Genomic DNA, 22,908 nt, shown 5'->3' on the forward strand with positions numbered 1-22,908 from the left:
CCTCGTTCTAGGGAATGACGACAGGTACTCGTCCTTTGTTTAAGGGCGTGCCAGTCTAGTGGTCGTCATCCTCGAGAGGGAAGAGTGGCCGAGTCGGGGATCTCTGGTTGCATGTGATTACCAGTCAACGCCTTGAAGCGCTTTAACACCAGATTCGAATGCGTGCTTCACATTACGAACTTCAGACACGGTATCGGCCATGTCCGTTAAAGTGCGGTGCGCTCCACGGCCAGTAATGATTACTGATTGCATTTTCGGACGGTTGTTTAGAGCTTGTACCACTTCATCCAGTTCAATGTAGCCATAACTCACCATGTAAGTCAGCTCATCAAACAGAATTACATCAATCGACTCATCGGCTAGCATGCGCTGACACTCTTTCCACACGCGCTGTGCGGCTTCGATATCTTGAGCCTTGTTTTGAGTTTCCCAAGTAAAGCCGGTACCCATCACTTGGAACTCTACGTCGAGCTTTTGGAGAACGTTCTTTTCGCCGTTATCCCAAGTGCCTTTAACAAACTGAGCGACGGCACACTTTTTACCATGACCGACTGCACGTGTAATCGTACCAAAACCGGATGTTGATTTACCTTTACCGTTACCCGTGATGACCAACAATAGGCCTTTGACTTCTTGGGCAGCAGCCACACGTGCATCGACTTGTTCTTTTACTTTCTGTTGTCTTGCTTTGTGGCGTTGTTCTTTGTTGTCTTCAGTCGACATAACAAATCCTTTTAAGTTGTGATTGCGCCTATCATAGCCTAACTTAACGATAGCAAAAACCATCGGAAGAACAGGTGATTAGGGATGAAAAAGATACTCGTAGTTTGTATGGGGAATATTTGCCGTTCGCCAACAGGTGAAGCGGTGCTAAGGAAGAAAGCGCAACAGCTGGATATTGACGTTGTGGTTGACTCTGCAGGGACGATTGGTTTTCATCAAGGCAACCCGCCAGACTCGCGTTCGAAATCTGCAGGAGAGAAGCGAGGCTACAGCTTTAAGGGGATTACTTCTCGTAAAGTGGTTGGTCATGACTTCGAAGAATTTGACCTGATACTTGCGGCAGATAGGGACAATTTAGACGACTTAATGAGCCAGTGCCCCGCCCACCTCCAATACAAGCTAGCGTTATTTTTAAGCTTTGGAGAGTCACAATATCAAGAGATCCCCGATCCATATTATGGTGAGGGAAATGGTTTTGAATTGGTGTTGGACTTAATCGAAGAGTCTAGCGAAGCGATATTACGTTCAGTGTAGTGTGGAAACAATGTACGTCGTTGGGTTATAAGTCTAAGGGCTGAGCGACAGGTATAAAAAAGGCCGACATTGAATGTCGGCCTTTCTAAATCTAACTTAAAGCTACAGCTAAGATTACTTAGACATTACTTTGTAGATTGGGTCTTCTGCAACGTTCGCTTCAACTAAGCTACCTGCTTTGTGCAGCATAGCAACACAGTCTTGGCTTAGGTGGCGAAGGTGAAGTGTTTTACCTAATGCCGCGTAACGTTCAGCAATCGTATCGATCGCTTCAATTGCAGAGTGGTCGGTAACGCGTGAGTTTGCGAAATCAACGACCACATCTTGTGGATCGTTGTATGCGTCAAACAACTCTAGGAAGTTAGCCGTTGAACCAAAGAAGATTGGACCGTTAACTTTGTACTCTTTAGAGCCTTCAGCGTTTACAGACGTGTCGGCGTAGATGTGTTTAGCATGTTGCCACGCAAACATCAGCGCTGAAGCTACAACACCAACGCCCACTGCTACAGCAAGGTCAGTCAGTACTGTTACTACGGTAACAAGAACGATAACGAAGAAGTCTTGCTTAGGAACGCGACGTGCAAGCTTGAAGGTTGCCCACTCAAATGTACCGATAACAACCATGAACATTACGCCCACAAGTGCTGCTAGAGGAATCATTTCAATCAGTGCAGAACCGAACAGGATGAACATCAGTAGTGCAACTGCCGCTACAATACCTGAAAGGCGACCACGACCGCCTGAGTTTACGTTGATCATCGATTGACCGATCATCGCACAACCACCCATCGCGCCAAATACTGAACACGTTACGTTAGCCATACCTTGACCAACACATTCACGGTTAGATTGACCACGAGTGTTTGTCATTTCATCTAGTACTGTCAGTGTCAGTAGAGACTCGATCAGGCCGATAGCCGCAAGGATAATTGCGTACGGTAGGATGATCTGTAGTGTCTCAAAAGAAAACGGAACAGCAGGAATAGAGAACGTTGGTAGAGAACCCGCTAGCGTTGCAGCTTCGTCACCAGACATTGTACGTAGGAAGTCGACAACAGTTCGAGTTTCAAGGTCAAGACCGACAACCAAAGCCGTTACTGTAACAATAGCAACCAGTGAAGATGGTACCGCTGTTGTTAGCTTAGGTAGGAAGTGGATGATAGCCATTGTAAGGGCTACTAAACCCAGCATGAGTGTCATTTGACCGCTTGGTAGCCAAGTTAATGCACCTGTTACGTCTGGCGCTTTAAACTGACCAAGCTGAGCTAGGAAGATAACAATTGCCAAACCGTTCACGAAACCAATCATTACTGGGTGTGGAACGATACGGATAAATTTACCCAACTTGAATACACCCGCCGCAATTTGCAGAAGGCCCGCGAGCATGACTGCTGCGAATAGGTATTGAACGCCATGGGTTGCTACTAGGCTAACCATTACAACGGCCATTGCACCGGTAGCACCAGAAATCATACCTGGACGACCGCCGAAGACAGAAGTGATTAAACCTACGATGAATGCTGCGTAAAGACCAACCATTGGGTCAACGCCAGCAACAAAGGCGAATGCTACGGCTTCAGGTACCAGAGCTAGGGCTACTGTAAGACCTGAAAGCACGTCATTCTTTACAGAGTGCTTTGAAAATTGTGGGAATTCGAACATGTTTGCTCAGCTATGCTTAAGATGGATTTACCGACACGGGTGTATTGCGTAGCCAAACAGTGATGGAAAAGAGCGGCAATAGCGAAGTGTCGAAAAGATAAGTGCGCGAATGCTACCCAAAAATGTGATTAAGTTCAAGGTTGAACCTAACTTTGAGTAATATATCTGTTAATTTTTATTCGATTAGTAGATATGAAAAAGGCTGCTTTAATAAGCAGCCTTTGATTCTATTTACTTGCGATTATCTATCAGTAATCACTAGTAGTTTGGCTTAGTCATCGCCGCGCCAGCCTTGTTCGACGCTGCCTGACTGCCTGCACCTTTCGATACAAAACGTTCAGTGCGGAACGGAGCTGCAATCACTTCAATCTCTTTGATCTCTTGAGGACCAGGAGCTTTAGTCATTGGTGAACTGGCTTGCTTCTTAGCAACTGCTGCCTTTGGTGCCGCTTTAGGAGCTTCTGCTTTTACGACAGGTGCTTCTTCAACTTTTGCACTTTCAGCTTTAGGAGCTTCAACTGCTTTTGTTGGTTCAACCACAGCAGTTTCAACAACTGGTGCTTCAACTACGACTTCTTCTGCTTTCACAGTTTCAACCGGAGCTTCAACTTTTTGTGCTTCAACAACTGGTGCTTCTGCAACTACAGCAGGAGTCTCAGTTACTTGAGCTTCAACAGCAGCATCTTCACGGCGGATGATAACTTTACCCATTGCAAGTTCAGGACATGCGAAACCGCCTGCCATTACTACTGTGCTTTGTGGTGCCGTCTCGAGAGCAACATTCTGATCTTGAACAGATGTTTGAGCTTCAGCTGCTACTTGAACTTCAGTCACTTCAGGTTTTGCCTGCTTGTGGTGAGGTTTTGGAATGAAGCGAGGCATCACTTTACCCATAGCCATCTCAGGAGAAGCTACACCACCTTTACGTAGGCGGAATGGGTTAGGGCGACGATCACGACCGCGACGACGACGCTGACCACTTGCACGTAGGTGACGTGGAGAACGACGGTTACGACGTTGTTTCGGCTCTTCCTGTTCAGTTTGCTCTGCATTCGCTTGAGTTGCTTCTACTTGTTCCGCAACTTTTTGCTCTTGAGCTACTGACTGTTCTTTTGAAACAGATAGTTCTTTAGCAACAACTTGCTCTTTTGAAGCGTTATCTTCAGCTTGAGCTTGTTGGTCTTTAACGCGAACTTGCTTGTTCAGTTTACGACGCTGACGACGCTCTTTAATCTTAGCTGCTTTCGCTTCAGGCTTAGCCTTAGGCGCTTCCGGTTTTCCAGCTTGTGCTTCTGCCGCTAGCTGTAGACCTTCTTCTGCTAATTTAGATGGAGCTTGCTCTTCGCGTTGCTTCTGCTCATCACGTGGCTTGTTGCGACGGTCTTGCTTTGGCTTACGAGGCTGACGAGTTTGCTGTGGAGCTGTTTCTTTTTGCTCTTCAGGCTTCTCATCACGAGCTGGCTTACGACGGCGTTTGTTGTCGCGGTTTTCGTTACGATTATCACCACGTTCGCCACGTTGGTTACGACGACGGTTATCGTTACGATCACGGCGTTGACGGTTGCCGTTGTTGCGATTGTTCTTAGGTTTTTCTTCTTCTTTCTTCTCTTCTTCTTTCTTCTCTTCTTGAGTTGAAGAGCCGAATAAGAAGCTACCGATAGCTTTGAAGAAACGACCAATTAGACCTGGTTCTTGAGTCGCTGCTGGCTCAGCTTTCTTCTCTTCTACAGCTTTAGGTGCTGGAGCAGGAGTTGGTGCTGATTGAGCAGGAGCTGCAAAGCCTTTCAGAGCAGGTTCTTCGATCTTCTTAGGACGAATAGTCTGTTCAGCTGGCTCTTTGCTTTCCGCTTCTTTTAGAGCTTCTAGCTTGTTCGGCAGCAAGTAAGACAGTAGATCGAACTCTTCACCTTCACGAACACGGATAACCTCAAAATGCGGCGTTTCCATGTCTGAGTTAGGAACAACAGTGATCTTAACTTCTTGGTTCTTCTCGATGTGGTTTACTGAGCGACGTTTTTCGTTCAGAAGGTAAGAAGCGATTGGCACAGGCACAACTGCAAGTACTTGCGCTGTGTTGTCTTTCAGAGCTTCTTCTTCGATCAAACGTAGAACAGACAGTGCTAGAGATTCGTTATCACGAACAACACCAGTACCTGTACAACGAGGACAAATGTGGTGGCTTGCTTCTGCTAGTGATGGGCTCAAACGTTGACGAGACATCTCTAGAAGACCAAAGCGAGAAATACGACCAATCTGAACACGTGCGCGATCTAAACGAACGGCATCACGTAGACGGCTTTCTACTTCACGTTGGTGGCGAACCGGAGTCATATCGATGAAGTCGATTACAACAAGACCACCTAGGTCACGTAGACGTAATTGACGTGCAATTTCATCGGCAGCTTCTAGGTTAGTATTAAGTGCTGTTTCTTCAATATCGCCGCCCTTTGTTGCACGAGCAGAGTTGATATCGATAGAAGTCAGTGCTTCTGTTGGGTCGATTACGATAGAACCACCAGATGGAAGGCGAACTTCACGTTGGAAAGCAGATTCGATCTGGCTTTCAATCTGGTAATGGCTGAATAGTGGTACTTCACCATCGTATTTCTTAACGCGATTCATGAAATCTGGGCGTATTAATTGAATGTGCGCTTGTGCACGTTCAAAAATAGTATTGCTGTCGATTAGAATCTCGCCAATATCACGACGTAGGTAGTCACGAATCGCACGAACGATAACGTTACTCTCTTGGTGAATTAGGAAAGGAGCCGCATTTGAATCAGAAGCTTGCTTGATAGCGCCCCAGTGATTCAATAGAACATTCAGGTCCCACTCTAGCTCTTCTGCACTTTTACCAACACCCGCTGTACGCACGATTAGGCCCATACCTTGAGGAAGCTCAAGAGTGCTTAATGCTGCTTTCAGTTGAGTGCGTTCATCACCTTCGATACGACGAGAAATACCGCCAGCACGAGGGTTATTAGGCATAAGAACTAAGTAACTACCAGCCAAAGAGATGAAAGTTGTCAGTGCAGCACCTTTGCTACCACGTTCTTCTTTCTCTACTTGCACGATTACTTCTTGGCCTTCTTTTAGCACTTCTTTAATGCTAGGACGGCCTTGGTATGTATAACCTTCAGGGAAGTATTCGCGGGCAATTTCTTTAAGAGGGAGGAAACCGTGACGTTCTGCTCCGTAATCAACGAATGCCGCTTCTAGGCTTGGTTCAATACGGGTAATACGTCCTTTGTAGATATTCGCTTTCTTTGACTCGTGACCTGGACTTTCGATATCTAGATCGAACAGTCGCTGGCCATCAACCAAAGCGACACGCAACTCTTCTTTTTGAGTTGCGTTAATTAACATTCTTTTCATTTAGAAATTCTCATTGTCTTTTCTTATTTTCATCATTGTTCTTATCGCTTTATTTCGTTTCTCATGGTGCCAGATCCCATGGCTTTATCGGTGCAGCCTCCCGGCTGGAGAGGGATGCTCTGGGGCACGTCAGTCATCATAGGGAGTTAGCCTATGATCCGCGATGTGGCGGTGAATACTCAACATGAGCGTACGTGAGTAGAGCGATAAGGAACTCAGTTGACCGTGTCTTACGCCGATTGCAGCACTGTCTAATCTGAGTTATCTACTCATTTACTTGCTTATGAATGGTTAGCTGTTTAAATAATAGTCAAACCACTAATAGCAGCTGTGAACTATAGCAGCGGTCGGTAAACACAGCAATCTGCTTTGTCGGAATGCTGTAAAAAAAACAGTTTTTGTTTGGGTTTTGATAGCTCTAACTCACTGTCTATAAATAATTTATCAATTGATATTTTAATTTGCAGGAATCTTGGTGCTTTTTTGTTCGAAGAATCAAAGAAATATAGAACTTCATTGAGCATTTGAGGATAGATCGGCAGGGATTATGAATAAATAAGTTCGGAATAGAGCTAAGAAAATCTCAATTATCAAAAGTGACAGTGATACAATAGCCCAATGAGCGAAATTAGAACCCAAGTCCAATTCGTCGACATTGACGAAGATATGGCTGGTCAGCGTATTGATAACTTCTTACGCAACCAATTAAAAAACATCCCGAAAAGCATGATTTACCGAATCGTGCGTAAAGGCGAAGTCCGCGTTAACAAAAAACGTATCAAGGCTGAGTACAAACTAAAAGCTGGCGATTTAGTTCGTATCCCTCCGGTTACTATTGAAGAGAAAACAGAAGAGAACGTGCCAAGCACGAAACTCAACAAGGTCTCAGAATTAGAACAGTGCATCATTTATGAAGATGATCACATGCTGATTCTAAACAAACCTTCGGGTACTGCCGTTCATGGTGGCAGTGGGCTGAAGTTTGGCGCAATCGAAGCATTGCGTGCACTTCGTCCTGATGCTCGTTTTCTAGAGTTAGTGCATCGTATCGATAGAGATACATCTGGTATTCTGCTTGTTGCTAAGAAGCGCTCGGCGCTAAGACACCTTCAAGCACAGTTCCGTGAAAAAACGGTTCAAAAATATTACTTCGCTCTAGTCATGGGCGAATGGAAGAACAGCTGTAAGGTTGTTAACGCTCCATTATTGAAAAATGAAGTGAACAGTATTGTTCGCGTGAACCCGAACGGTAAAGCCTCTGAGACGCGTTTTCGAGTTTTAGAAAAATTCAAAGATGCGACGTTAGTTCAAGCAAGTCCAATTACGGGGCGTACACACCAAATCCGTGTACATACTCAATATACTGGCCACCCAATTGCTTGGGATGATCGCTACGGTGATCGTCGTTTTGATGCTTACACGGGTAAGGTTGGTCTGGATCGTTTGTTCCTACACGCAGCAAACATTAAGTTCACGCACCCAGGTAGTGAAGAGAAGATGGATATCTCGGCGCCAATGGAAAGAAGGCTAGAGAAAGCCCTAACTGGTTTACGTAAGCTTTAAGAAGATACGAGATACGAGATACGAAGGCATAGAGTGCCTCTAAATTTGTTCTTCAGTATCCATAAATGAGAAAGGTTGACGAATATCGTCAACCTTTTTTGTTTTCATCTGTTGTTGAAGATCCCCAAGTCGCTCGTTCCTCGCTCTTGAGGATGACGACTTTTTAAAATCACGTTCTATATCATTAGCTGGTTAGATAAAATTGCGTGTTCCGTCATTCCCTAGACTGACGAAGGAAGGAGTAGGGAATCTCTAACAAAGAGAGCGTATCCGTTACAGCACATTCATTCCTTGCGCTTCTAACATATCGACCAGATCGATCAGCGGTAAGCCGATCAAAGTATTCGGGTCTTTTCCTTCCATCTGTTTAAACAACGCGATACCTAATCCTTCACACATAAAACTGCCCGCGCAGTAATAAGGTTGTTCCTTCTCAACATAAGAGATGATCTGCTGTTCGGTTAAATCACGGAAATGCACAATGAAGGTGTCGAGACGCGTGTCAGCTTTGTTGGTCTCGCTGTTCCAAACAGAAAGGCCAGTATAGAAAGTGATGCTCTTACCGCTTTGGCGCGATAACTGCTCAATTGCTTTTTCTCGAGTATGAGGCTTACCTATGATCTCTCCATCAATAACACAAACCTGATCAGAACCAATGACCAAGCTTGGTTGTTGTACCATGCACGACTTAGCTTTGGCCTCGGCAAGGCGCATCACTAACTGTTGAGGTGTCTCTTCTGGAAGCGGCGTTTCATCGCAGTCTGGCTTGGCTGTAATGAAGCTTAACTGTAGTTTTTTGAGGATCTCTTGCCTAAATGGTGATGTAGAGGCTAAAACTAGTTGGTAATTTCTCATTTTAATTTACAATTCAAGGAAGCATTTATCTCAGGATAACGTAACTTGTCCTGCTATTCATAATGCTCTGAATAGGAAAGGCAGGAAAGTACATTTTTTTTGCCATTTCCTTTGACTAAACATGATTTGGAAGATAAGATTCGCGCCCTATGCAAAAGGAAAAAATACCGCGTACAGTTGATCCGGCAAGAACGGCTCAAAAACGACTCGATGTGAATGGTATCATTCAGGTCAGTCTTTTAAAGCGTTTAACCGAAGCAACTGAAGGCGTAAAACGTGACGCGCAAGTCTCAATGTCATTTGGGCTTGATGAACAACGATTAGTCGTTATCTCTGGTAAAGCTAACGTCGAAGTCGATTTAGAGTGTCAACGTTGTAATGAGGTTTTCGCACATGAGTGCGATGTCCAATTTACTTATACTCCTGTTTACAGTGAGAAAAGTGAAGAGGAAGCACCGGAAGAGTACGATTTGGTAGATCTGAACGAGTACGGTGAGTTAGACCTGATTCAATTAGTTGAAGACGAGTTCATCCTTGGATTGCCACAAATAGCAATGCACGACGATGCGGACTGTAGCGTTAACTCAAATAATTTGGTATTTGGTGAACTTCCTGAAGAAATTGAGGAAGATAAAAAGCCGAATCCATTTGATGTTTTAAAAAGCTTAAAGAAGTAATTGCTTCTTTAAGAATTTACATAGGAGTAGGGTCAATGGCCGTACAAAAGAGCAAGAAATCACGTTCAATGCGTGGCATGCGTCGTTCACACGATGCACTAACTACAGCTGCACTTTCTGTAGACGCAACTTCAGGTGAAACTCACCTACGTCACAACGTGACTGCCGAAGGTTTCTACCGCGGCAAAAAGGTTATCAACAAGTAAGGTTGACCTTTGCAAAATCTAACCGTTGCGCTTGATGCAATGGGCGGGGACTTCGGTCCTCGTGTAACAGTGCCTGCCGCCGTGCAGGCACTGTCGTATTTCCCAGAGCTAAAAGTCATTCTCATAGGTGATCGAAACGCGATCACATCTCAATTATCTTCATTAGGTCGAATGCCTGATTCTCGTTTGAGTATCCAGCATTGTGATCGAGTTATTTCCAATTCTGAAAAACCTTCACTAGCCTTACGTAATAGTCAGGGTAGCTCTATGCGTGCCGCTATCGATCTAGTTGCCGAATCACAGGCTGATGCTTGTGTGAGTGGTGGTAACACTGGCGCACTGATGGCTTTATCCCGTTTCCGACTCAAGCTCCTCCCCGGTATTGATAGACCTGCATTGGTTTCAGCTTTGCCTACCGCATCAGGGAATCGCACATGGATGCTTGATTTAGGGGCAAACGTGTCTAGTGACGCGGATTCACTCTTTCAGTTTGCTGTCATGGGCAGTGCATTAGCGGAACAACATTTAGGTCGCGCTCCACGTGTCGCTATCTTGAATATCGGTGCAGAAGAAATCAAAGGTAATGACCTTGTAAAACGATGCGCTGAAATGTTGTCGAACACTCAGTCTGTGAACTTCATAGGCTATATTGAAGGTAATCAATTACTTCAAGATGCTGCTGATGTCGTCGTATGTGATGGTTTTGTGGGCAATGTCTGCTTAAAAACGTGCGAAGGTACAGCTCAGCTCTTTATTGATAAGCTAAAAACGCGCATGATGGCTTCAACAATAAAGGGTTGGATAGCCAGAATGTTGTTTTCTGAGCTATTTACTGAATTAAAAACCTTGAACCCCGACCAGTATAACGGCGCAAGTTTGTTAGGATTGCGCGGCATTGTCATTAAAAGTCATGGAAGTGCTGATGTGTCTGCAGTCGTCAACGCGATTGGTGAAGCAGTACACGAGGTCAAACGACAAGTCCCCAGCCGCATTAGCGATCGTTTGGAAGCGGTTTTACTCGAGAGGCATTATTAGTCTTCATGTATAGCAAAATTTTAGGTACTGGCAGCTACTTGCCATCTCAGGTGCGTACAAACGCAGACTTAGAGAAAATGGTAGAGACTAGCGATGAGTGGATTGTTGCTAGAACAGGTATTAAAGAGCGTCGCATTTCAGCGGAAAACGAAACCGTTGCTGATATGGCGTTTTACGCTGCTGAAAATGCCATTGAAATGGCAGGTATCGACAAAGAAGATATTGATTTAATCATCGTTGCGACAACCAGCAGTAGCCACACATTCCCGTCTTCGGCATGTCAGGTACAAGGTAAGCTTGGTATTAAAGGCTGCCCTGCGTTTGATTTGGCTGCAGCGTGTTCTGGTTTTGTTTACGCACTGTCTGTTGCTGATCAACACATCAAGACTGGCATGTGTAAGAACGTTTTGGTAATTGGTGCGGATGCACTGTCAAAAACCTGTGATCCGACTGACCGCTCTACTATCATCCTATTTGGTGATGCAGCAGGGGCGGTGGTTGTAGGCGCAAGCGAAGAGCCAGGTATTTTGTCTACTCACATTTACTCTGACGGTAAATACGGTGAGCTTCTAAGCCTAGAAGTACCAGAGCGCGGCGGTGATGCAGACAAATGGTTGCACATGGCGGGCAACGAAGTATTTAAAGTGGCGGTAACTCAGCTTTCTAAGCTAGTTAAAGACACATTAGCTGCGAATAATATGGATAAGTCAGAGCTTGATTGGTTAGTTCCACACCAAGCGAACTACCGTATTATCTCGGCAACGGCTAAAAAGCTGACGATGTCGCTTGATCAAGTAGTTATTACCCTTGATAAGCACGGCAACACTTCAGCAGCGACCGTACCAACGGCCCTTGATGAGGCTGTTCGCGACGGGCGAATTAAACGTGGTCAAACGCTTCTTCTTGAAGCCTTTGGTGGCGGCTTCACTTGGGGTTCTGCGTTAGTTAAATTCTAACCTCAAGCGATAATCAACAAACAAGGCACATAACTTATGTGCCTTATTCAATTTTTTGCTTTGCTTAAAGGATAATTACAATGAGCAAGTTTGCTATCGTATTCCCAGGCCAAGGCTCTCAAGCTATCGGTATGCTTGCTGACCTAGGCGAACAGTATGATGTTGTTAAACAAACATTTGCTGAAGCTTCAGAAGCACTTGGTTACGATCTATGGGCATTGGTTCAAGATGGTCCAGTAGAAAATCTAAATGAAACTTTTCGTACTCAACCGGCTCTACTAACAGCGTCTGTTGCAATTTGGCGTGTATGGCAAGAGCTTGGTCTAGAGCAACCTGTAAACTTAGCAGGTCACAGCCTAGGCGAATACTCTGCACTCGTATGTGCGGGCGTTATCGACTTTAAAGAAGCGATCAAGCTGGTTGAACTACGTGGCCAACTGATGCAAGAAGCGGTTCCTGCTGGTGTTGGTGCAATGTACGCAATCATTGGTCTAGACGATGAAGCGATTGCTAAAGCGTGTGAAGAAGCTGCGCAAGACGAAGTTGTGTCTCCAGTTAACTTTAACTCTCCTGGCCAAGTTGTTATCGCGGGTAACAAAGCGGCAGTAGAGCGTGCAGGTGCGCTTTGTAAAGAAGCGGGCGCTAAGCGTGCACTTCCGTTACCTGTTTCTGTGCCGTCTCACTGTGCACTGATGAAGCCAGCAGCAGACAAGCTAGCAGTGGCTCTAGAAGCTCTAGAGTTCAACACGCCAGCATTGCCTGTTATCAATAACGTTGATGTTATTGCTGAAACAGACCCTGCAAAAATTAAAGACGCACTTGTTCGTCAGCTATACAGTCCAGTTCGTTGGACTGAAGGTGTACAAGCGATGAATGAACAAGGTGTCGAGAAGCTACTTGAATTAGGCCCTGGTAAAGTTCTTACTGGTCTAACAAAACGAATCGTAAAAACTATGACAGCTGCTGCAGTTAATGACACTGCATCACTAGAAGCTGCTAAGTAATAACCACTTAATAGAGAAGTTATGATGAATTTAGAAGGCAAAGTTGCACTAGTTACAGGCGCAAGCCGTGGCATCGGTCGTGCAATCGCTGAACTTTTAGTTGAGCGTGGTGCTAAAGTTATCGGTACTGCTACATCTGAAGGCGGCGCTGCTGCAATCAGCGAGTACCTTGGTGAGAACGGTAAAGGTCTTGCTCTTAATGTAACGGATACTGACTCAATTGCTGCTACACTGAAAACCATCAACGATGAATTCGGTGCGATTGACATTCTAGTTAACAACGCAGGTATCACTCGTGATAACCTACTTATGCGTATGAAAGACGACGAATGGAATGACATCATCGACACTAACCTAACGCCTATCTTCCGCATGTCTAAAGCTGTATTGCGTGGCATGATGAAGAAGCGTCAAGGTCGTATCGTAAACGTTGGTTCTGTAGTAGGTACTATGGGTAACGCTGGTCAAGCTAACTACGCAGCTGCAAAAGCTGGCGTAATTGGTTTTACTAAATCAATGGCTCGTGAAGTTGCGTCTCGTGGCGTTACAGTGAACACTGTAGCTCCTGGTTTCATCGAAACTGACATGACTAAAGCGCTAAATGATGACCAACGTGCAGCAACTTTGGCGAATGTACCAGCAGGTCGACTAGGTGACCCTCGCGAAATCGCTGAAGCTGTGGTATTTTTGGCGTCACCTGCGGCAGCTTATATCACAGGTGAAACACTTCACGTCAATGGCGGTATGTACATGGTGTAAATTATGTGCAACATTTGTGCATGATTTAAGTCAAGATCATACGTAATTTCGGTTAAAATCGTGAAAATTGTGGTTTGACCAGAAAAGTTGACCTTGCAACTTTCAATAGATTGAATAAACTACGGAAAACATCGCATAAAGCGAACTCTGTAAAGGAAAAGAAAAAATGAGCAACCTCGAAGAACGCGTAAAGAAAATCATTGTTGAACAGCTAGGTGTAGACGAAGCTGAAGTTAAAAACGAAGCTTCTTTCGTTGATGACCTAGGTGCAGATTCTCTAGACACAGTTGAGCTAGTAATGGCTCTAGAAGAAGAATTCGACACTGAAATCCCAGATGAAGAAGCTGAGAAAATTACTACTGTTCAAGCAGCTATCGATTACGTAACTAGCGCTCAGTAATAATCTCTCCCAGGCGGTCACCTCGACCGCCTGTGTTTTATCTAACTCATCTATCCTCATCTTAAATCACCTCAATCCCCGGAGTGTAAAATCGTGTCCAAGCGTCGTGTAGTTGTCACTGGCATGGGTATGTTGTCACCGGTAGGCAACACTGTAGAATCTTCTTGGAAAGCCCTGCTAGCTGGTCAAAGTGGTATCGTTAATATCGAGCACTTTGATGCAACCAATTTCTCAACTCGTTTTGCAGGTCTAGTTAAAGACTTTAACTGCGAAGAGTATATGACTAAAAAAGATGCTCGTAAGATGGACTTGTTCATCCAGTACGGCGTCGCAGCAGGTATTCAAGCTTTAGATGATTCAGCCCTAACTATTACTGAAGAAAACGCTCCACGTGTGGGTGTTGCTATCGGTTCTGGTATTGGTGGTCTTGGTTTGATCGAAGCCGGTCACCAAGCTCTAACTGAAAAAGGCCCTCGTAAGATCAGCCCGTTCTTCGTACCGTCGACGATCGTGAATATGATTGCTGGTCACATGTCTATCATGCGTGGCCTACGCGGTCCAAACATCGCGATTTCTACTGCATGTACGACTGGCCTACATAACATTGGTCACGCGGCTCGTATGATTGCATACGGCGATGCAGACGCAATGCTAGCGGGTGGTGCTGAAAAAGCATCTACACCACTAGGTATGGGCGGTTTTGGTGCGGCTAAAGCACTGTCTACTCGTAACGATGAGCCTCAAAAAGCTTCTCGTCCATGGGACAAAGGCCGTGATGGTTTCGTTCTTGGTGACGGTGCCGGCATGATGGTTCTTGAAGAGTACGAACATGCAAAAGCGCGTGGCGCTAAGATTTACTGTGAGCTAGTTGGCTTCGGTATGTCGGGTGATGCTTACCACATGACATCTCCAAGTGAAGATGGCTCTGGTGGCGCACTAGCGATGGAAGCGGCTATGCGTGATGCTGGCATTACTGGTGAACAAATCGGTTATGTTAACGCACACGGTACGTCGACTCCTGCGGGTGACGTAGCGGAAGTTAAGGGCATTAAGCGTGCTCTTGGCGAAGCAGGCAGCAAGCAAGTATTGGTTTCTTCTACGAAATCAATGACTGGTCACCTTCTAGGTGCTGCAGGTTCTGCTGAAGCTATCATCACGGCTATGTCTCTGGTTGACCAAATTGTTCCACCAACAATCAACCTAGATGATCCTGAAGAAGGCTTAGATATTGACTTAGTACCTCACACTGCGCGTGAAGTTAGCAACATGGAATATGCTGCATGTAACTCATTCGGTTTCGGTGGTACAAACGGCTGTTTGATCTTCAAAAAGATTTAATCATCTTATTAAAGACATAAACACTCGTAGATAGTCACAATTAGACTTGTTTTTAAACGGCTTGATGCTTTAGCATTGAGCCGTTTCTTTTTATGGGGAAAAACATGTTTTGGGTTGATGGAGAAAGCCAGCAAACTGTCGATATATTGGATCGCTCATTTCAGTACGGAGACGGCTGTTTTACAACCATGCTTGTAAAAGGTGGCCAGATTCAACATTTTCACGATCATCAGCATCGTGTAGATGAATGCCTGAAAGCGCTACGCATTTCTGCTCTTGATTGGGATGTTGTTAGTCCTTGGCTCGATACTGCGCTTCAACACATCCAACATAACGCTCTTCATGGCACAAAGAACCTTTCTGGCTCAAAGAAGTTCCATAACGCAAACAAACCTCATAATGAAAAAGCAGGGATTAAGCTGCACGTTAGCCGTGGAGCGGGTGGGCGTGGCTACAGCACCAAGAATATCGCTAAACCTACGGTCACCATCAGTACTTTTGATTTCCCAAGCCATTATTCAGCGTTGCAAGATTCTGGTGTTGAACTCGGTGTTTGCCATCAAGCGCTAGGTTTGAGCCCACTACTTGCTGGCCATAAGCATAATAATCGTCTTGAGCAGATTTTGATGAAAGACGAAATGGACCAAACCAATGAAGTGGATGGTGTGGTTCTTGATATTTCAGGCAATGTGATTGAAACCACAATGGCCAACCTGTTTTGGCGCAAAGGTCAGGCGATATACACACCTCAACTCACTCAAAGTGGTGTAGCAGGGGTTATGCGTAAGCAAGTGTTAACCGCGCTGAATCAAGCTGAACTTTCCGTTACAATTAGTGACTACTGCTTATCTCAACTCATGCAAGCTGATGAGGTTTTCATGACCAACTCCATTTTAGGGGTTGCCCCAGTTACCCGTATTAGTGATACCCAATTTAACATTGGAACCGTTACTCGTAGCCTTCAAGGACAACTAAACTCGTGATCAAAAAGTTATTTATTTTTATTATCTTGTGCTTAATCGCAGCTGGTGCTGCTGGTTTTTATGTTTACAACCAAGCACAAGATAACCTGAAACAAGTTATTCAATTAGAAAAACCACAAGTCGTGACTGTTGCTTCAGGTAGCAGCTTTAACCGCGTTCTAGCCCAGTTGATTAACGAGGGGCTTTTTGAGGCTTCTCCTTACGAGAAGTTAATTCGTAAATTACACCCTGAGCTTGTAGACGTAAAAGCGGGGACTTTCCTGCTTGAACCGGGTTTAACATTAGAGCAGGCACTACAAGTGCTTGTTGAGGGCAAAGAGCACCAATTCACTATTACCTTCGTTGAAGGCAGTCGCTTTGATGAATGGCTTGTCCAGCTAAAAGACAACGAATTCATTCAACAGACGTTGGACGGTGTTTCTGAAAAAGAGATCGCTGAAAAGTTGGGTATTGAAAACGAGAAGCTAGAAGGTCTTTTCTTAGCAGAAACGTATCATTACACCTACGGCACCACTGATTTAGATTTGTTGAAGCGCGCGCATCGCGACCTAATGAGCGTGGTGAATGAAGAGTGGGAAAATCGAGCGGATAAGCTTCCTCTGAAATCGCCATACGAAGCGTTAATTCTTGCGTCTATCATTGAGAAAGAGACCGCTGTTGCGTCAGAACGTGAGCGTGTCTCTTCTGTCTTTATAAACCGCTTAAACAAAAGAATGCGTCTTCAAACAGACCCGACGGTTATCTACGGCATGGGTGACAGCTACGATGGCAATATCCGTAAAAAAGACTTACGCACGCCAACGCCATACAACACCTATACAATGAGTGGCTTGCCACCGACACCTATCGCTATGGCAGGCAAAGCGTCTATCAACGCGGCGTTGAATCCAGAGAAAAGTAACTACTTGTATTTCGTTGCGAGTGGAACAGGTGGTCACGTATTTTCAAAGAGTTTGACTGAGCACAACCGTGCAGTACGAGCTTACTTAAAACAATTAAGAAAAAACAGATAAAGAAATAATTATGAATCAGTCGAAATTTATCGTGGTTGAAGGCCTTGAAGGCGCTGGCAAAAGTACAGCGATCAATGCCATCGTTGAGACATTAAAAGCATCGGGTGTTGAGGATATTGTTAATACTCGCGAGCCGGGTGGTACTGTCTTAGCTGAAAAGATGCGTTCATTGGTTAAAGAAGAGCACGAAGGTGAGAAGCTTCAAGACATGACTGAGTTGCTGCTGATGTACGCAGCACGTGTTCAATTAGTAGAAAACGTTATCAAGCCCGCACTAGACAGTGGTCAATGGGTATTGGGTGATCGTCATGATATGTCTTCACAGGCATACCAAGGTGGTGGTCGCCAGATCGCACGCACTACTATGGAATCACTGAAAGCAACCACGCTAGGCGGCTTTAAACCCGATCTAACGCTATATTTGGACCTAGACCCTAGAGTAGGGCTAGAGCGTGCTAGAGGTCGTGGTGAGCTAGATAGAATTGAAAAGATGGATATCTCGTTTTTTGACCGTACGCGTGAGCGCTATCTAGAAATTGCAGAACAAGATGATTCTGTACTTGTGATTAACGCGCAGCAAGAAATTGAGCAAGTAGCCGCTGATATTAAAGTCGCGCTAACTGCTTGGCTCGATAAACAGTAGGTAGTCATGGCTGAAGTGTATTCTTGGCTCACACCGGTATGGAGTGAGTGGAAAAAAAGTCTCGATGCGGAGCGTTTTCCTAACTCTGTGATTGTTAATGCGCCGGAAGGGCTTGGCGTTGATGCGTTGATTAGCCAACTTACCGACGCATTGATGTGTACGAACTATGAAAGCGAGTCGTGCGGGTTTTGCCACAGCTGTGAATTAATGAAGTCGGGCAATCATCCTGATTTTCATGTGATTTCACCAGAGAAAGAAGGTAAGTCGATCACGGTTGATCAAGTGCGTGCCAGTAACCGCTGGGCTCAAGAGTCTTCTCAGTTAGGTGGTTTGCGCGTTATCTTGCTTAACCCTGCTGAAGCAATGAACGAATCGGCTTCTAACGCACTACTGAAAACTCTGGAAGAGCCATCAAGTAAGTGCATCTTCATTCTTTCTACTCGTAACAGTAACCGTTTGATGCCGACTATCATTAGCCGTTGCCAACAATTTAATGTGGTAAGCCCACAGTTGGAGGTGGGGTCTGCTTGGTTAGATGGTGAAGTTGGTAAGGCTGTCCCACAATATATTTTAGCGCTTAATGACAACGCGCCTTTAAAAGCGAAGGCGATGTTCGAGCAGGGTGGAGTAGAGGCTTCGACCAAAGCGCTCGATGGCTTTGTTAATGTCATCAAGGGCACTCAACCTGGCATGCTAAAATTCTCGACAGAGCTTAGCAAAGACCCTTTGATTCAATTGGGTTGGCTATGGCACTTATTGTCTGACGTACAGAAGCTGCATTTTGGCTTGTCGAATCAGGCTATCACTCCTAGCGCGAAAGCACTGGTTGAGGTGATGTCTTATCAAAGTGCTTACGCAGCATCGAATAAACTGCTGATATTGATTGAGCAGTTAAAGCAACACCCTGGGCTCAATACGGAGCTACTCATAATGAATTGGCTGATAGCCACTTGCGAGGAAACATGTTCGTAGATTCCCACTGTCATTTAGACAAACTGGATTATCAAGATTTACACACAAGCGTAGAAGACGTTGTGAACAAAGCGAAGGCAGCAAACGTAGACCAGCTGTTGTCTGTTGGTGTGACACTGAATTCGTTTGAAAATATGCTCGAGATGATCTCGCCGTTTGATAACGTTAAAGCCTCTTGTGGCGTTCACCCTCTCGATGTTGAAAGTGATTTCTGTCTAGAGACAATGCGTGAGTACGCGAGTAACCCTAAAGTGGTGGCGATTGGTGAGACAGGTTTAGATTATCACTATCAACCAGAGACTGCAGAGCTACAACAGCTACGATTTAAGCAGCATGTTGAATTGGCCGTTGAGCTTAATAAACCTTTGATCATCCACACTCGTAACGCACGTGAAGACACATTGGCTATTTTACGTGATGGCGGAGCTGAGATGTGTGGTGGTGTTATTCATTGCTTTACTGAAGATCAAGCGTTCGCTGAAGCGGCAATGGAGTTAGGTTTTTATATCTCAATTTCAGGTATTGTGACCTTCAAACAAGCTACAGAACTCAAAGAAGTTGTTAGGAAGCTTCCTCTCGATAGGCTATTGATCGAGACAGATTCTCCATATTTAGCGCCAATTCCATATCGTGGCAAGCAGAATCAGCCTGCATATGTCGTAGAAGTTGCCGCCTATATTGCACAATTGAAAGGCTTGTCAATGAAAGAGGTTGCTGAACAAACGACCAAAAATTACCAGAAACTTTTTTTGCGATAAAAATCTAACTAAGCAAATAAAAGGGAGCGAAAGCTCCCTTTTTGTGTTTTTGATCACCAAAAATGCGTTTTTTTTTAATGTTTACGAATTATGTTGAACTTGAGAGCGCTAATTATAACATTTGTAATTTTGTTACTAAAAATAACATTAACTCCTATTTTATTTACCCAGTAAAATAATAGGGCTCTTGAAAAATATCCATGTATTTCAATGAATTAAGCAGTTGTAAAGCATTGCATTTTCTAGATTTGACATGTGATCCAAGACGTGTTTTGAAACTAAATTTCGTAAGTGACTAGAAAGTTAGTTCCCCATCAATATATATTTAGCGGCAGAAAATATAATGCAATACATGGTTACATTTTCGCAGGGTGCTAACATATAGGCTACGGGGGTGTGCCGTTAGAACCCATATAATTATTTTATCTTTATCAGGAGCATAAACATGTTTAAGAACCTTTTTGCTAGCCTGCAGAAAGTTGGTAAGTCTCTGATGCTTCCAGTATCAGTTTTACCAGTTGCGGGTATTTTGCTAGGTGTCGGTGCAGCAGATCTTCCTTTCATTCCAGAAATCGTTTCAAACTTAATGGAACAAGCTGGTGGTTCAGTATTTGGTCAAATGGCACTACTGTTCGCAGTAGGTGTTGCACTTGGCTTTACTAACAACGATGGTGTGGCTGGTCTAGCTGCTATCGTTGGTTACGGCATCATGACTGCTACACTTGGCGTAATGGCTGGTGTAATGGGCGTTGATAAAATCGATACTGGTGTACTAGGTGGTATCCTAGTCGGTGGTGTTGCTGCTTGGGCATTCAACCGTTTCTTCCGTATTCAACTACCAGAGTACCTTGGCTTCTTCGCTGGTAAGCGTGCTGTGCCAATCATCACAGGTTTCTCTGCGATTGGTCTAGCAATCCTACTATCTGTAGTATGGCCACCAGTTGGCGGCGCTATCTCTGCGTTCTCTGATTGGGCTGCTCACCAAAACCCACAAGTGGCGTTTGGTATCTACGGTATCGTTGAGCGTTCTCTAATTCCATTTGGTCTTCACCACGTTTGGAACGTACCTTTCTTCTTTGAAGCTGGTACTTGTGTAAACGCTGCTGGCGAAACTCAAAACGGTGTTCTTACTTGTTACCTAGTTGCTGATGACGCATCTCGTGCAGCGGGCAATGGCTTCGGTCAGCTAGCTGGTGGTTACATGTTCAAGATGTTCGGTCTACCTGCTGCTGCAATCGCGATTGCACACTCAGCTAAGCCTGAAAACCGCGCTAAAGTAATGGGCATCATGGCTTCTGCTGCGTTGACTTCATTCCTAACGGGTATCACTGAACCAATCGAATTCTCATTCCTATTCGTTGCTCCTGTTCTGTACGCAATCCACGCTCTACTAGCTGGTTCTGCTTACGTTCTTGCGAACACTCTAGGTTTTGTACACGGTACATCTTTCTCACACGGTCTAATCGACTTCCTAGTTCTATCTGGCAACGCGTCTAAGATGGGTCTAATGGTTGTATGTGGTATTGCTTACGCTGCAATCTACTACATCGTATTCCGCACTGTGATTAAAGCTCTAGACCTTAAAACTCCAGGCCGTGAAGACGAGACTGAAGAAGAGTCAGTTGCGACTGGTTCTGAACTTGCTGGTGAGCTAGTTGCTGCATTCGGTGGCAAAGCGAACATCACAGGTCTTGACGCTTGTATTACTCGTCTACGTGTTGCAGTAGCTGATACAGCTCTTGTTGACCAAGACAAACTGAAGAAACTAGGCGCTGCAGGTGTTGTTGTAGTTGCTGGTGGCGTACAAGCTATCTTCGGTACTAAGTCTGACAACCTTAAGACAGACATGGATGAGTGGATCCGTAACAACGGTTAATTCACTGATTCAATAAATTGAAAGGAGGCCGAAAGGCCTCCTTTTTTATTTTCAGCTCTATGAAAGACCTATTATGCTTTAATCTCCATTAACTCAGATACTTATCATTCAACTCGATCAGTTGATGGTTGCTCTTAAATTTTTCGTGTCTTTTATCTTTTACCTAGCGATGACACCTTTCGTTATTATTCCAGTAAACTACCGCTTTTAAACACAGTCTGAGAATATTATGAAACATCGTTACTTGATCGGCCTTATGTGCTGCAGCGGAGCCCCGTTTGCTCACGCTTCTGAAGCTCCAGCTTTGGAAGTTGGACTTGCCATTGACCAAGACCTGAGTGTCGTTGTGGAATTTGATCAGAAATACCGTGCTACGATTGGTAATGACGGCGCTGCATTTGACTACATTTGGAAGCGTGGTCAGTTCGAGACTGAAGCTCCATTGAGTTGGTACGTCGGTGCTGGTGCTTGGGCTGAATGGAATGACGACTTTGGCTTACGCTTGCCGTTAGGCGTAAAAGTGAACTTCTACGAAGGTTGGAATGCTTACGCACAAGTGCACCCTGAGCTCGATATGTATAAAGGTGTTGAGTTGCAAGTAGGTGGCGCTTTAGGTGTTACCTATAAGTTCTAACCTGAACTAAAACCGTTTTAATAATGAAAAAACCAGCACTTAGCTGGTTTTTTCATTTGGGCCGATCTTAAATTTTTGCTTCATTGAGCCGCCTAGAAAGTAAAACTGAGTCCGATATTGGCTTGGAATTGGTTCATCCAGTCGGTATCAAAGCGAATAATGCACTCTTGTCCATTGCTTGGGATGTTACACACGCCAGTTGTGTCGTTATCCACGACGGTACCTAACCAACGTACTTGTGTGTTCAACGCTAATCGATCACTAAATTTGTACTCTAAGCCACCAAAGATTGAGGTGGAGAATCCATACTTGTCTTTCGCCCAGTCAACATCAACGTAAGAAGCCCCAAGACCTAACCCTAGATAACCCGACAACACGGGGGAGGCCGGGTAGTAGATGCTACTTTGAAAGTGTAGGTATTGGATGGAGGAGCTTAGGTTGAGTGTTTCTAATTCCGAGCTCTGATTGGAATAGAAGAAGCCGATGCGTCCTTTTTCAAGTGGCGTTTCAATTGCAAAGGTGTAGTTTTCAGAGCCTTTCATGTCATAGGTTTTACCGTCCTGGTCTTCGACACTGCCACCGCCGGTATAACCCACCATCGGAGTAATGATGATCTCCGGCGAAGCATGTGCGCTTGAAACGGAGAGAAACGCAATCAGTGCCATCATATTTGCTTTGTTATTCATGAGTATATCCTTATCCATACACTTACTAATTGTGATGGTTACATCAATATTGTGCGACTAATTTCGACGATTCTTGAAGATACTTCACACACCTGATAGTACTTAAATAGAGACTCGACAAATTAATAATAAGCCAGAGGTGTCTATGGACCATAATCTGAAAAATGCCCTACAAATAACAGCGTTTATCTACACAGTCATTCTTTCATTTGGCTTTATTGCGATTGGTAGTTAATACCTTCCAATTCGAGGCTGA

At 44.7% G+C, this 22,908-nt stretch carries 23 protein-coding genes; 18 read left to right on the forward strand and 5 right to left on the reverse strand.

Annotation, left to right across the window (positions count from 1 at the left end):
- Window positions 1–117 precede the first annotated feature (117 nt).
- Complete coding sequence (gene cobO / locus BCV39_RS21430; protein WP_048659722.1) at window positions 118–723, reverse strand: cob(I)yrinic acid a,c-diamide adenosyltransferase; 606 nt, start codon at window positions 721–723, stop codon at window positions 118–120.
- 84 nt (window positions 724–807) lie between these two features.
- Here cobO and BCV39_RS21435 point away from each other — a divergent pair, with 84 nt between their 5' ends.
- Entirely contained in the window at window positions 808–1,257 is a 450-nt protein-coding gene (locus BCV39_RS21435; protein WP_102432558.1) for a low molecular weight protein-tyrosine-phosphatase, read from the forward strand.
- 114 nt (window positions 1,258–1,371) lie between these two features.
- Here BCV39_RS21435 and BCV39_RS21440 read toward each other — a convergent pair whose 3' ends face one another.
- On the reverse strand, window positions 1,372–2,919 hold the full coding sequence (locus BCV39_RS21440; protein ID WP_060982310.1) for a SulP family inorganic anion transporter: 1,548 nt from the start codon (window positions 2,917–2,919) through the stop codon (window positions 1,372–1,374).
- A 258-nt stretch (window positions 2,920–3,177) separates the two neighbouring features.
- The gene (rne, locus tag BCV39_RS21445) at window positions 3,178–6,294 is read right to left on the reverse strand and encodes a ribonuclease E (protein ID WP_102432557.1); all 3,117 of its coding nucleotides are present in this window, start codon (window positions 6,292–6,294) and stop codon (window positions 3,178–3,180) included.
- Between the two features lie 618 nt (window positions 6,295–6,912).
- On the opposite strand from rne, the gene rluC reads away from it, so the two are divergent.
- Window positions 6,913–7,857, forward strand: a complete 945-nt coding sequence (rluC, locus tag BCV39_RS21450; protein WP_102432556.1) for a 23S rRNA pseudouridine(955/2504/2580) synthase RluC — start codon at window positions 6,913–6,915, stop codon at window positions 7,855–7,857.
- A gap of 273 nt (window positions 7,858–8,130) precedes the next feature.
- On the opposite strand, the gene BCV39_RS21455 is transcribed toward rluC, so the two are convergent.
- A complete protein-coding gene (locus tag BCV39_RS21455) occupies window positions 8,131–8,712 on the reverse strand; it encodes a nucleoside triphosphate pyrophosphatase (protein ID WP_102432555.1) in 582 nt (193 codons plus the stop codon).
- Window positions 8,713–8,861: 149 nt separating this feature from the next.
- On the opposite strand from BCV39_RS21455, the gene yceD reads away from it, so the two are divergent.
- The 15 genes from yceD to BCV39_RS21530 all read left to right on the forward strand — a co-directional run bounded on the left by yceD (window position 8,862) and on the right by BCV39_RS21530 (window position 21,966).
- Window positions 8,862–9,389, forward strand: a complete 528-nt coding sequence (gene yceD, locus BCV39_RS21460; protein ID WP_046222705.1) for a 23S rRNA accumulation protein YceD — start codon at window positions 8,862–8,864, stop codon at window positions 9,387–9,389.
- A gap of 35 nt (window positions 9,390–9,424) precedes the next feature.
- Window positions 9,425–9,595: a 50S ribosomal protein L32 gene (gene rpmF, locus BCV39_RS21465; protein WP_004737376.1), complete on the forward strand. Its 171-nt coding sequence runs from the start codon at window positions 9,425–9,427 to the stop codon at window positions 9,593–9,595.
- Between the two features lie 9 nt (window positions 9,596–9,604).
- Complete coding sequence (gene plsX / locus BCV39_RS21470) at window positions 9,605–10,630, forward strand: phosphate acyltransferase PlsX (RefSeq protein WP_017062152.1); 1,026 nt, start codon at window positions 9,605–9,607, stop codon at window positions 10,628–10,630.
- 5 nt (window positions 10,631–10,635) lie between these two features.
- Window positions 10,636–11,586 carry a beta-ketoacyl-ACP synthase III gene (locus BCV39_RS21475; protein ID WP_010437276.1) on the forward strand — a complete coding sequence of 317 codons (951 nt, stop codon included), beginning with the start codon at window positions 10,636–10,638 and terminating at the stop codon, window positions 11,584–11,586.
- Between the two features lie 80 nt (window positions 11,587–11,666).
- A complete protein-coding gene (gene fabD, locus BCV39_RS21480; RefSeq protein WP_017630537.1) occupies window positions 11,667–12,590 on the forward strand; it encodes an ACP S-malonyltransferase in 924 nt (307 codons plus the stop codon).
- Window positions 12,591–12,614: 24 nt separating this feature from the next.
- On the forward strand, window positions 12,615–13,349 hold the full coding sequence (gene fabG / locus BCV39_RS21485; protein ID WP_029235138.1) for a 3-oxoacyl-ACP reductase FabG: 735 nt from the start codon (window positions 12,615–12,617) through the stop codon (window positions 13,347–13,349).
- 166 nt (window positions 13,350–13,515) lie between these two features.
- Window positions 13,516–13,749: an acyl carrier protein gene (gene acpP / locus BCV39_RS21490; RefSeq protein ID WP_004737381.1), complete on the forward strand. Its 234-nt coding sequence runs from the start codon at window positions 13,516–13,518 to the stop codon at window positions 13,747–13,749.
- A 93-nt stretch (window positions 13,750–13,842) separates the two neighbouring features.
- Window positions 13,843–15,087 carry a beta-ketoacyl-ACP synthase II gene (gene fabF / locus BCV39_RS21495; protein WP_019821243.1) on the forward strand — a complete coding sequence of 415 codons (1,245 nt, stop codon included), beginning with the start codon at window positions 13,843–13,845 and terminating at the stop codon, window positions 15,085–15,087.
- A gap of 104 nt (window positions 15,088–15,191) precedes the next feature.
- The gene (pabC, locus tag BCV39_RS21500) at window positions 15,192–16,070 is read left to right on the forward strand and encodes an aminodeoxychorismate lyase (protein WP_102432554.1); all 879 of its coding nucleotides are present in this window, start codon (window positions 15,192–15,194) and stop codon (window positions 16,068–16,070) included.
- Window positions 16,067–17,083 carry an endolytic transglycosylase MltG gene (mltG, locus tag BCV39_RS21505; RefSeq protein WP_102432553.1) on the forward strand — a complete coding sequence of 339 codons (1,017 nt, stop codon included), beginning with the start codon at window positions 16,067–16,069 and terminating at the stop codon, window positions 17,081–17,083. Before pabC ends, mltG begins: the two co-directional genes overlap by 4 nt.
- A gap of 10 nt (window positions 17,084–17,093) precedes the next feature.
- Window positions 17,094–17,726 carry a dTMP kinase gene (tmk, locus tag BCV39_RS21510; RefSeq protein WP_048610583.1) on the forward strand — a complete coding sequence of 211 codons (633 nt, stop codon included), beginning with the start codon at window positions 17,094–17,096 and terminating at the stop codon, window positions 17,724–17,726.
- 6 nt (window positions 17,727–17,732) lie between these two features.
- Complete coding sequence (locus tag BCV39_RS21515) at window positions 17,733–18,698, forward strand: DNA polymerase III subunit delta' (RefSeq protein ID WP_102432552.1); 966 nt, start codon at window positions 17,733–17,735, stop codon at window positions 18,696–18,698.
- The gene (locus tag BCV39_RS21520; RefSeq protein ID WP_048662081.1) at window positions 18,689–19,456 is read left to right on the forward strand and encodes a YchF/TatD family DNA exonuclease; all 768 of its coding nucleotides are present in this window, start codon (window positions 18,689–18,691) and stop codon (window positions 19,454–19,456) included. The genes BCV39_RS21515 and BCV39_RS21520 overlap by 10 nt, the downstream gene beginning before the upstream one ends.
- 445 nt (window positions 19,457–19,901) lie before the next feature.
- Window positions 19,902–21,332 carry a PTS glucose transporter subunit IIBC gene (ptsG, locus tag BCV39_RS21525; protein ID WP_017062145.1) on the forward strand — a complete coding sequence of 477 codons (1,431 nt, stop codon included), beginning with the start codon at window positions 19,902–19,904 and terminating at the stop codon, window positions 21,330–21,332.
- A gap of 229 nt (window positions 21,333–21,561) precedes the next feature.
- The gene (locus BCV39_RS21530) at window positions 21,562–21,966 is read left to right on the forward strand and encodes a hypothetical protein (protein ID WP_102432551.1); all 405 of its coding nucleotides are present in this window, start codon (window positions 21,562–21,564) and stop codon (window positions 21,964–21,966) included.
- A gap of 92 nt (window positions 21,967–22,058) precedes the next feature.
- On the opposite strand, the gene BCV39_RS21535 is transcribed toward BCV39_RS21530, so the two are convergent.
- Window positions 22,059–22,652, reverse strand: coding sequence for an outer membrane beta-barrel domain protein (locus tag BCV39_RS21535; protein WP_048659707.1), 594 nt, complete (start codon window positions 22,650–22,652; stop codon window positions 22,059–22,061).
- 145 nt (window positions 22,653–22,797) lie between these two features.
- Here BCV39_RS21535 and BCV39_RS21540 point away from each other — a divergent pair, with 145 nt between their 5' ends.
- On the forward strand, window positions 22,798–22,887 hold the full coding sequence (locus BCV39_RS21540) for a YnhF family membrane protein (RefSeq protein WP_102432550.1): 90 nt from the start codon (window positions 22,798–22,800) through the stop codon (window positions 22,885–22,887).
- Window positions 22,888–22,908 lie beyond the last annotated feature (21 nt).

The sequence above is a fragment of the Vibrio sp. 10N.286.55.E10 genome (genome assembly GCF_002872555.1).
GTDB lineage: Bacteria > Pseudomonadota > Gammaproteobacteria > Enterobacterales > Vibrionaceae > Vibrio > Vibrio crassostreae.

Excerpts from the sequence above, each read along its gene's own strand:
- fabD (WP_017630537.1), top strand. The coding sequence starts at position 11,667 with ATGAGCAAGTTTGCTATCGTATTCCCAGGCCAAGGCTCTCAAGCTATC.
- BCV39_RS21440 (WP_060982310.1), bottom strand. The coding sequence starts at position 2,919 with ATGTTCGAATTCCCACAATTTTCAAAGCACTCTGTAAAGAATGACGTG.
- rne (WP_102432557.1), bottom strand. The coding sequence starts at position 6,294 with ATGAAAAGAATGTTAATTAACGCAACTCAAAAAGAAGAGTTGCGTGTC.
- BCV39_RS21515 (WP_102432552.1), top strand. The coding sequence starts at position 17,733 with ATGGCTGAAGTGTATTCTTGGCTCACACCGGTATGGAGTGAGTGGAAA.
- fabG (WP_029235138.1), top strand. The coding sequence starts at position 12,615 with ATGAATTTAGAAGGCAAAGTTGCACTAGTTACAGGCGCAAGCCGTGGC.
- BCV39_RS21455 (WP_102432555.1), bottom strand. The coding sequence starts at position 8,712 with ATGAGAAATTACCAACTAGTTTTAGCCTCTACATCACCATTTAGGCAA.
- BCV39_RS21535 (WP_048659707.1), bottom strand. The coding sequence starts at position 22,652 with ATGAATAACAAAGCAAATATGATGGCACTGATTGCGTTTCTCTCCGTT.
- rluC (WP_102432556.1), top strand. The coding sequence starts at position 6,913 with ATGAGCGAAATTAGAACCCAAGTCCAATTCGTCGACATTGACGAAGAT.
- ptsG (WP_017062145.1), top strand. The coding sequence starts at position 19,902 with ATGTTTAAGAACCTTTTTGCTAGCCTGCAGAAAGTTGGTAAGTCTCTG.
- pabC (WP_102432554.1), top strand. The coding sequence starts at position 15,192 with ATGTTTTGGGTTGATGGAGAAAGCCAGCAAACTGTCGATATATTGGAT.
- BCV39_RS21520 (WP_048662081.1), top strand. The coding sequence starts at position 18,689 with ATGTTCGTAGATTCCCACTGTCATTTAGACAAACTGGATTATCAAGAT.
- yceD (WP_046222705.1), top strand. The coding sequence starts at position 8,862 with ATGCAAAAGGAAAAAATACCGCGTACAGTTGATCCGGCAAGAACGGCT.
- BCV39_RS21475 (WP_010437276.1), top strand. The coding sequence starts at position 10,636 with ATGTATAGCAAAATTTTAGGTACTGGCAGCTACTTGCCATCTCAGGTG.
- cobO (WP_048659722.1), bottom strand. The coding sequence starts at position 723 with ATGTCGACTGAAGACAACAAAGAACAACGCCACAAAGCAAGACAACAG.
- rpmF (WP_004737376.1), top strand. The coding sequence starts at position 9,425 with ATGGCCGTACAAAAGAGCAAGAAATCACGTTCAATGCGTGGCATGCGT.
- acpP (WP_004737381.1), top strand. The coding sequence starts at position 13,516 with ATGAGCAACCTCGAAGAACGCGTAAAGAAAATCATTGTTGAACAGCTA.
- BCV39_RS21540 (WP_102432550.1), top strand. The coding sequence starts at position 22,798 with ATGGACCATAATCTGAAAAATGCCCTACAAATAACAGCGTTTATCTAC.
- BCV39_RS21435 (WP_102432558.1), top strand. The coding sequence starts at position 808 with ATGAAAAAGATACTCGTAGTTTGTATGGGGAATATTTGCCGTTCGCCA.
- BCV39_RS21530 (WP_102432551.1), top strand. The coding sequence starts at position 21,562 with ATGAAACATCGTTACTTGATCGGCCTTATGTGCTGCAGCGGAGCCCCG.
- tmk (WP_048610583.1), top strand. The coding sequence starts at position 17,094 with ATGAATCAGTCGAAATTTATCGTGGTTGAAGGCCTTGAAGGCGCTGGC.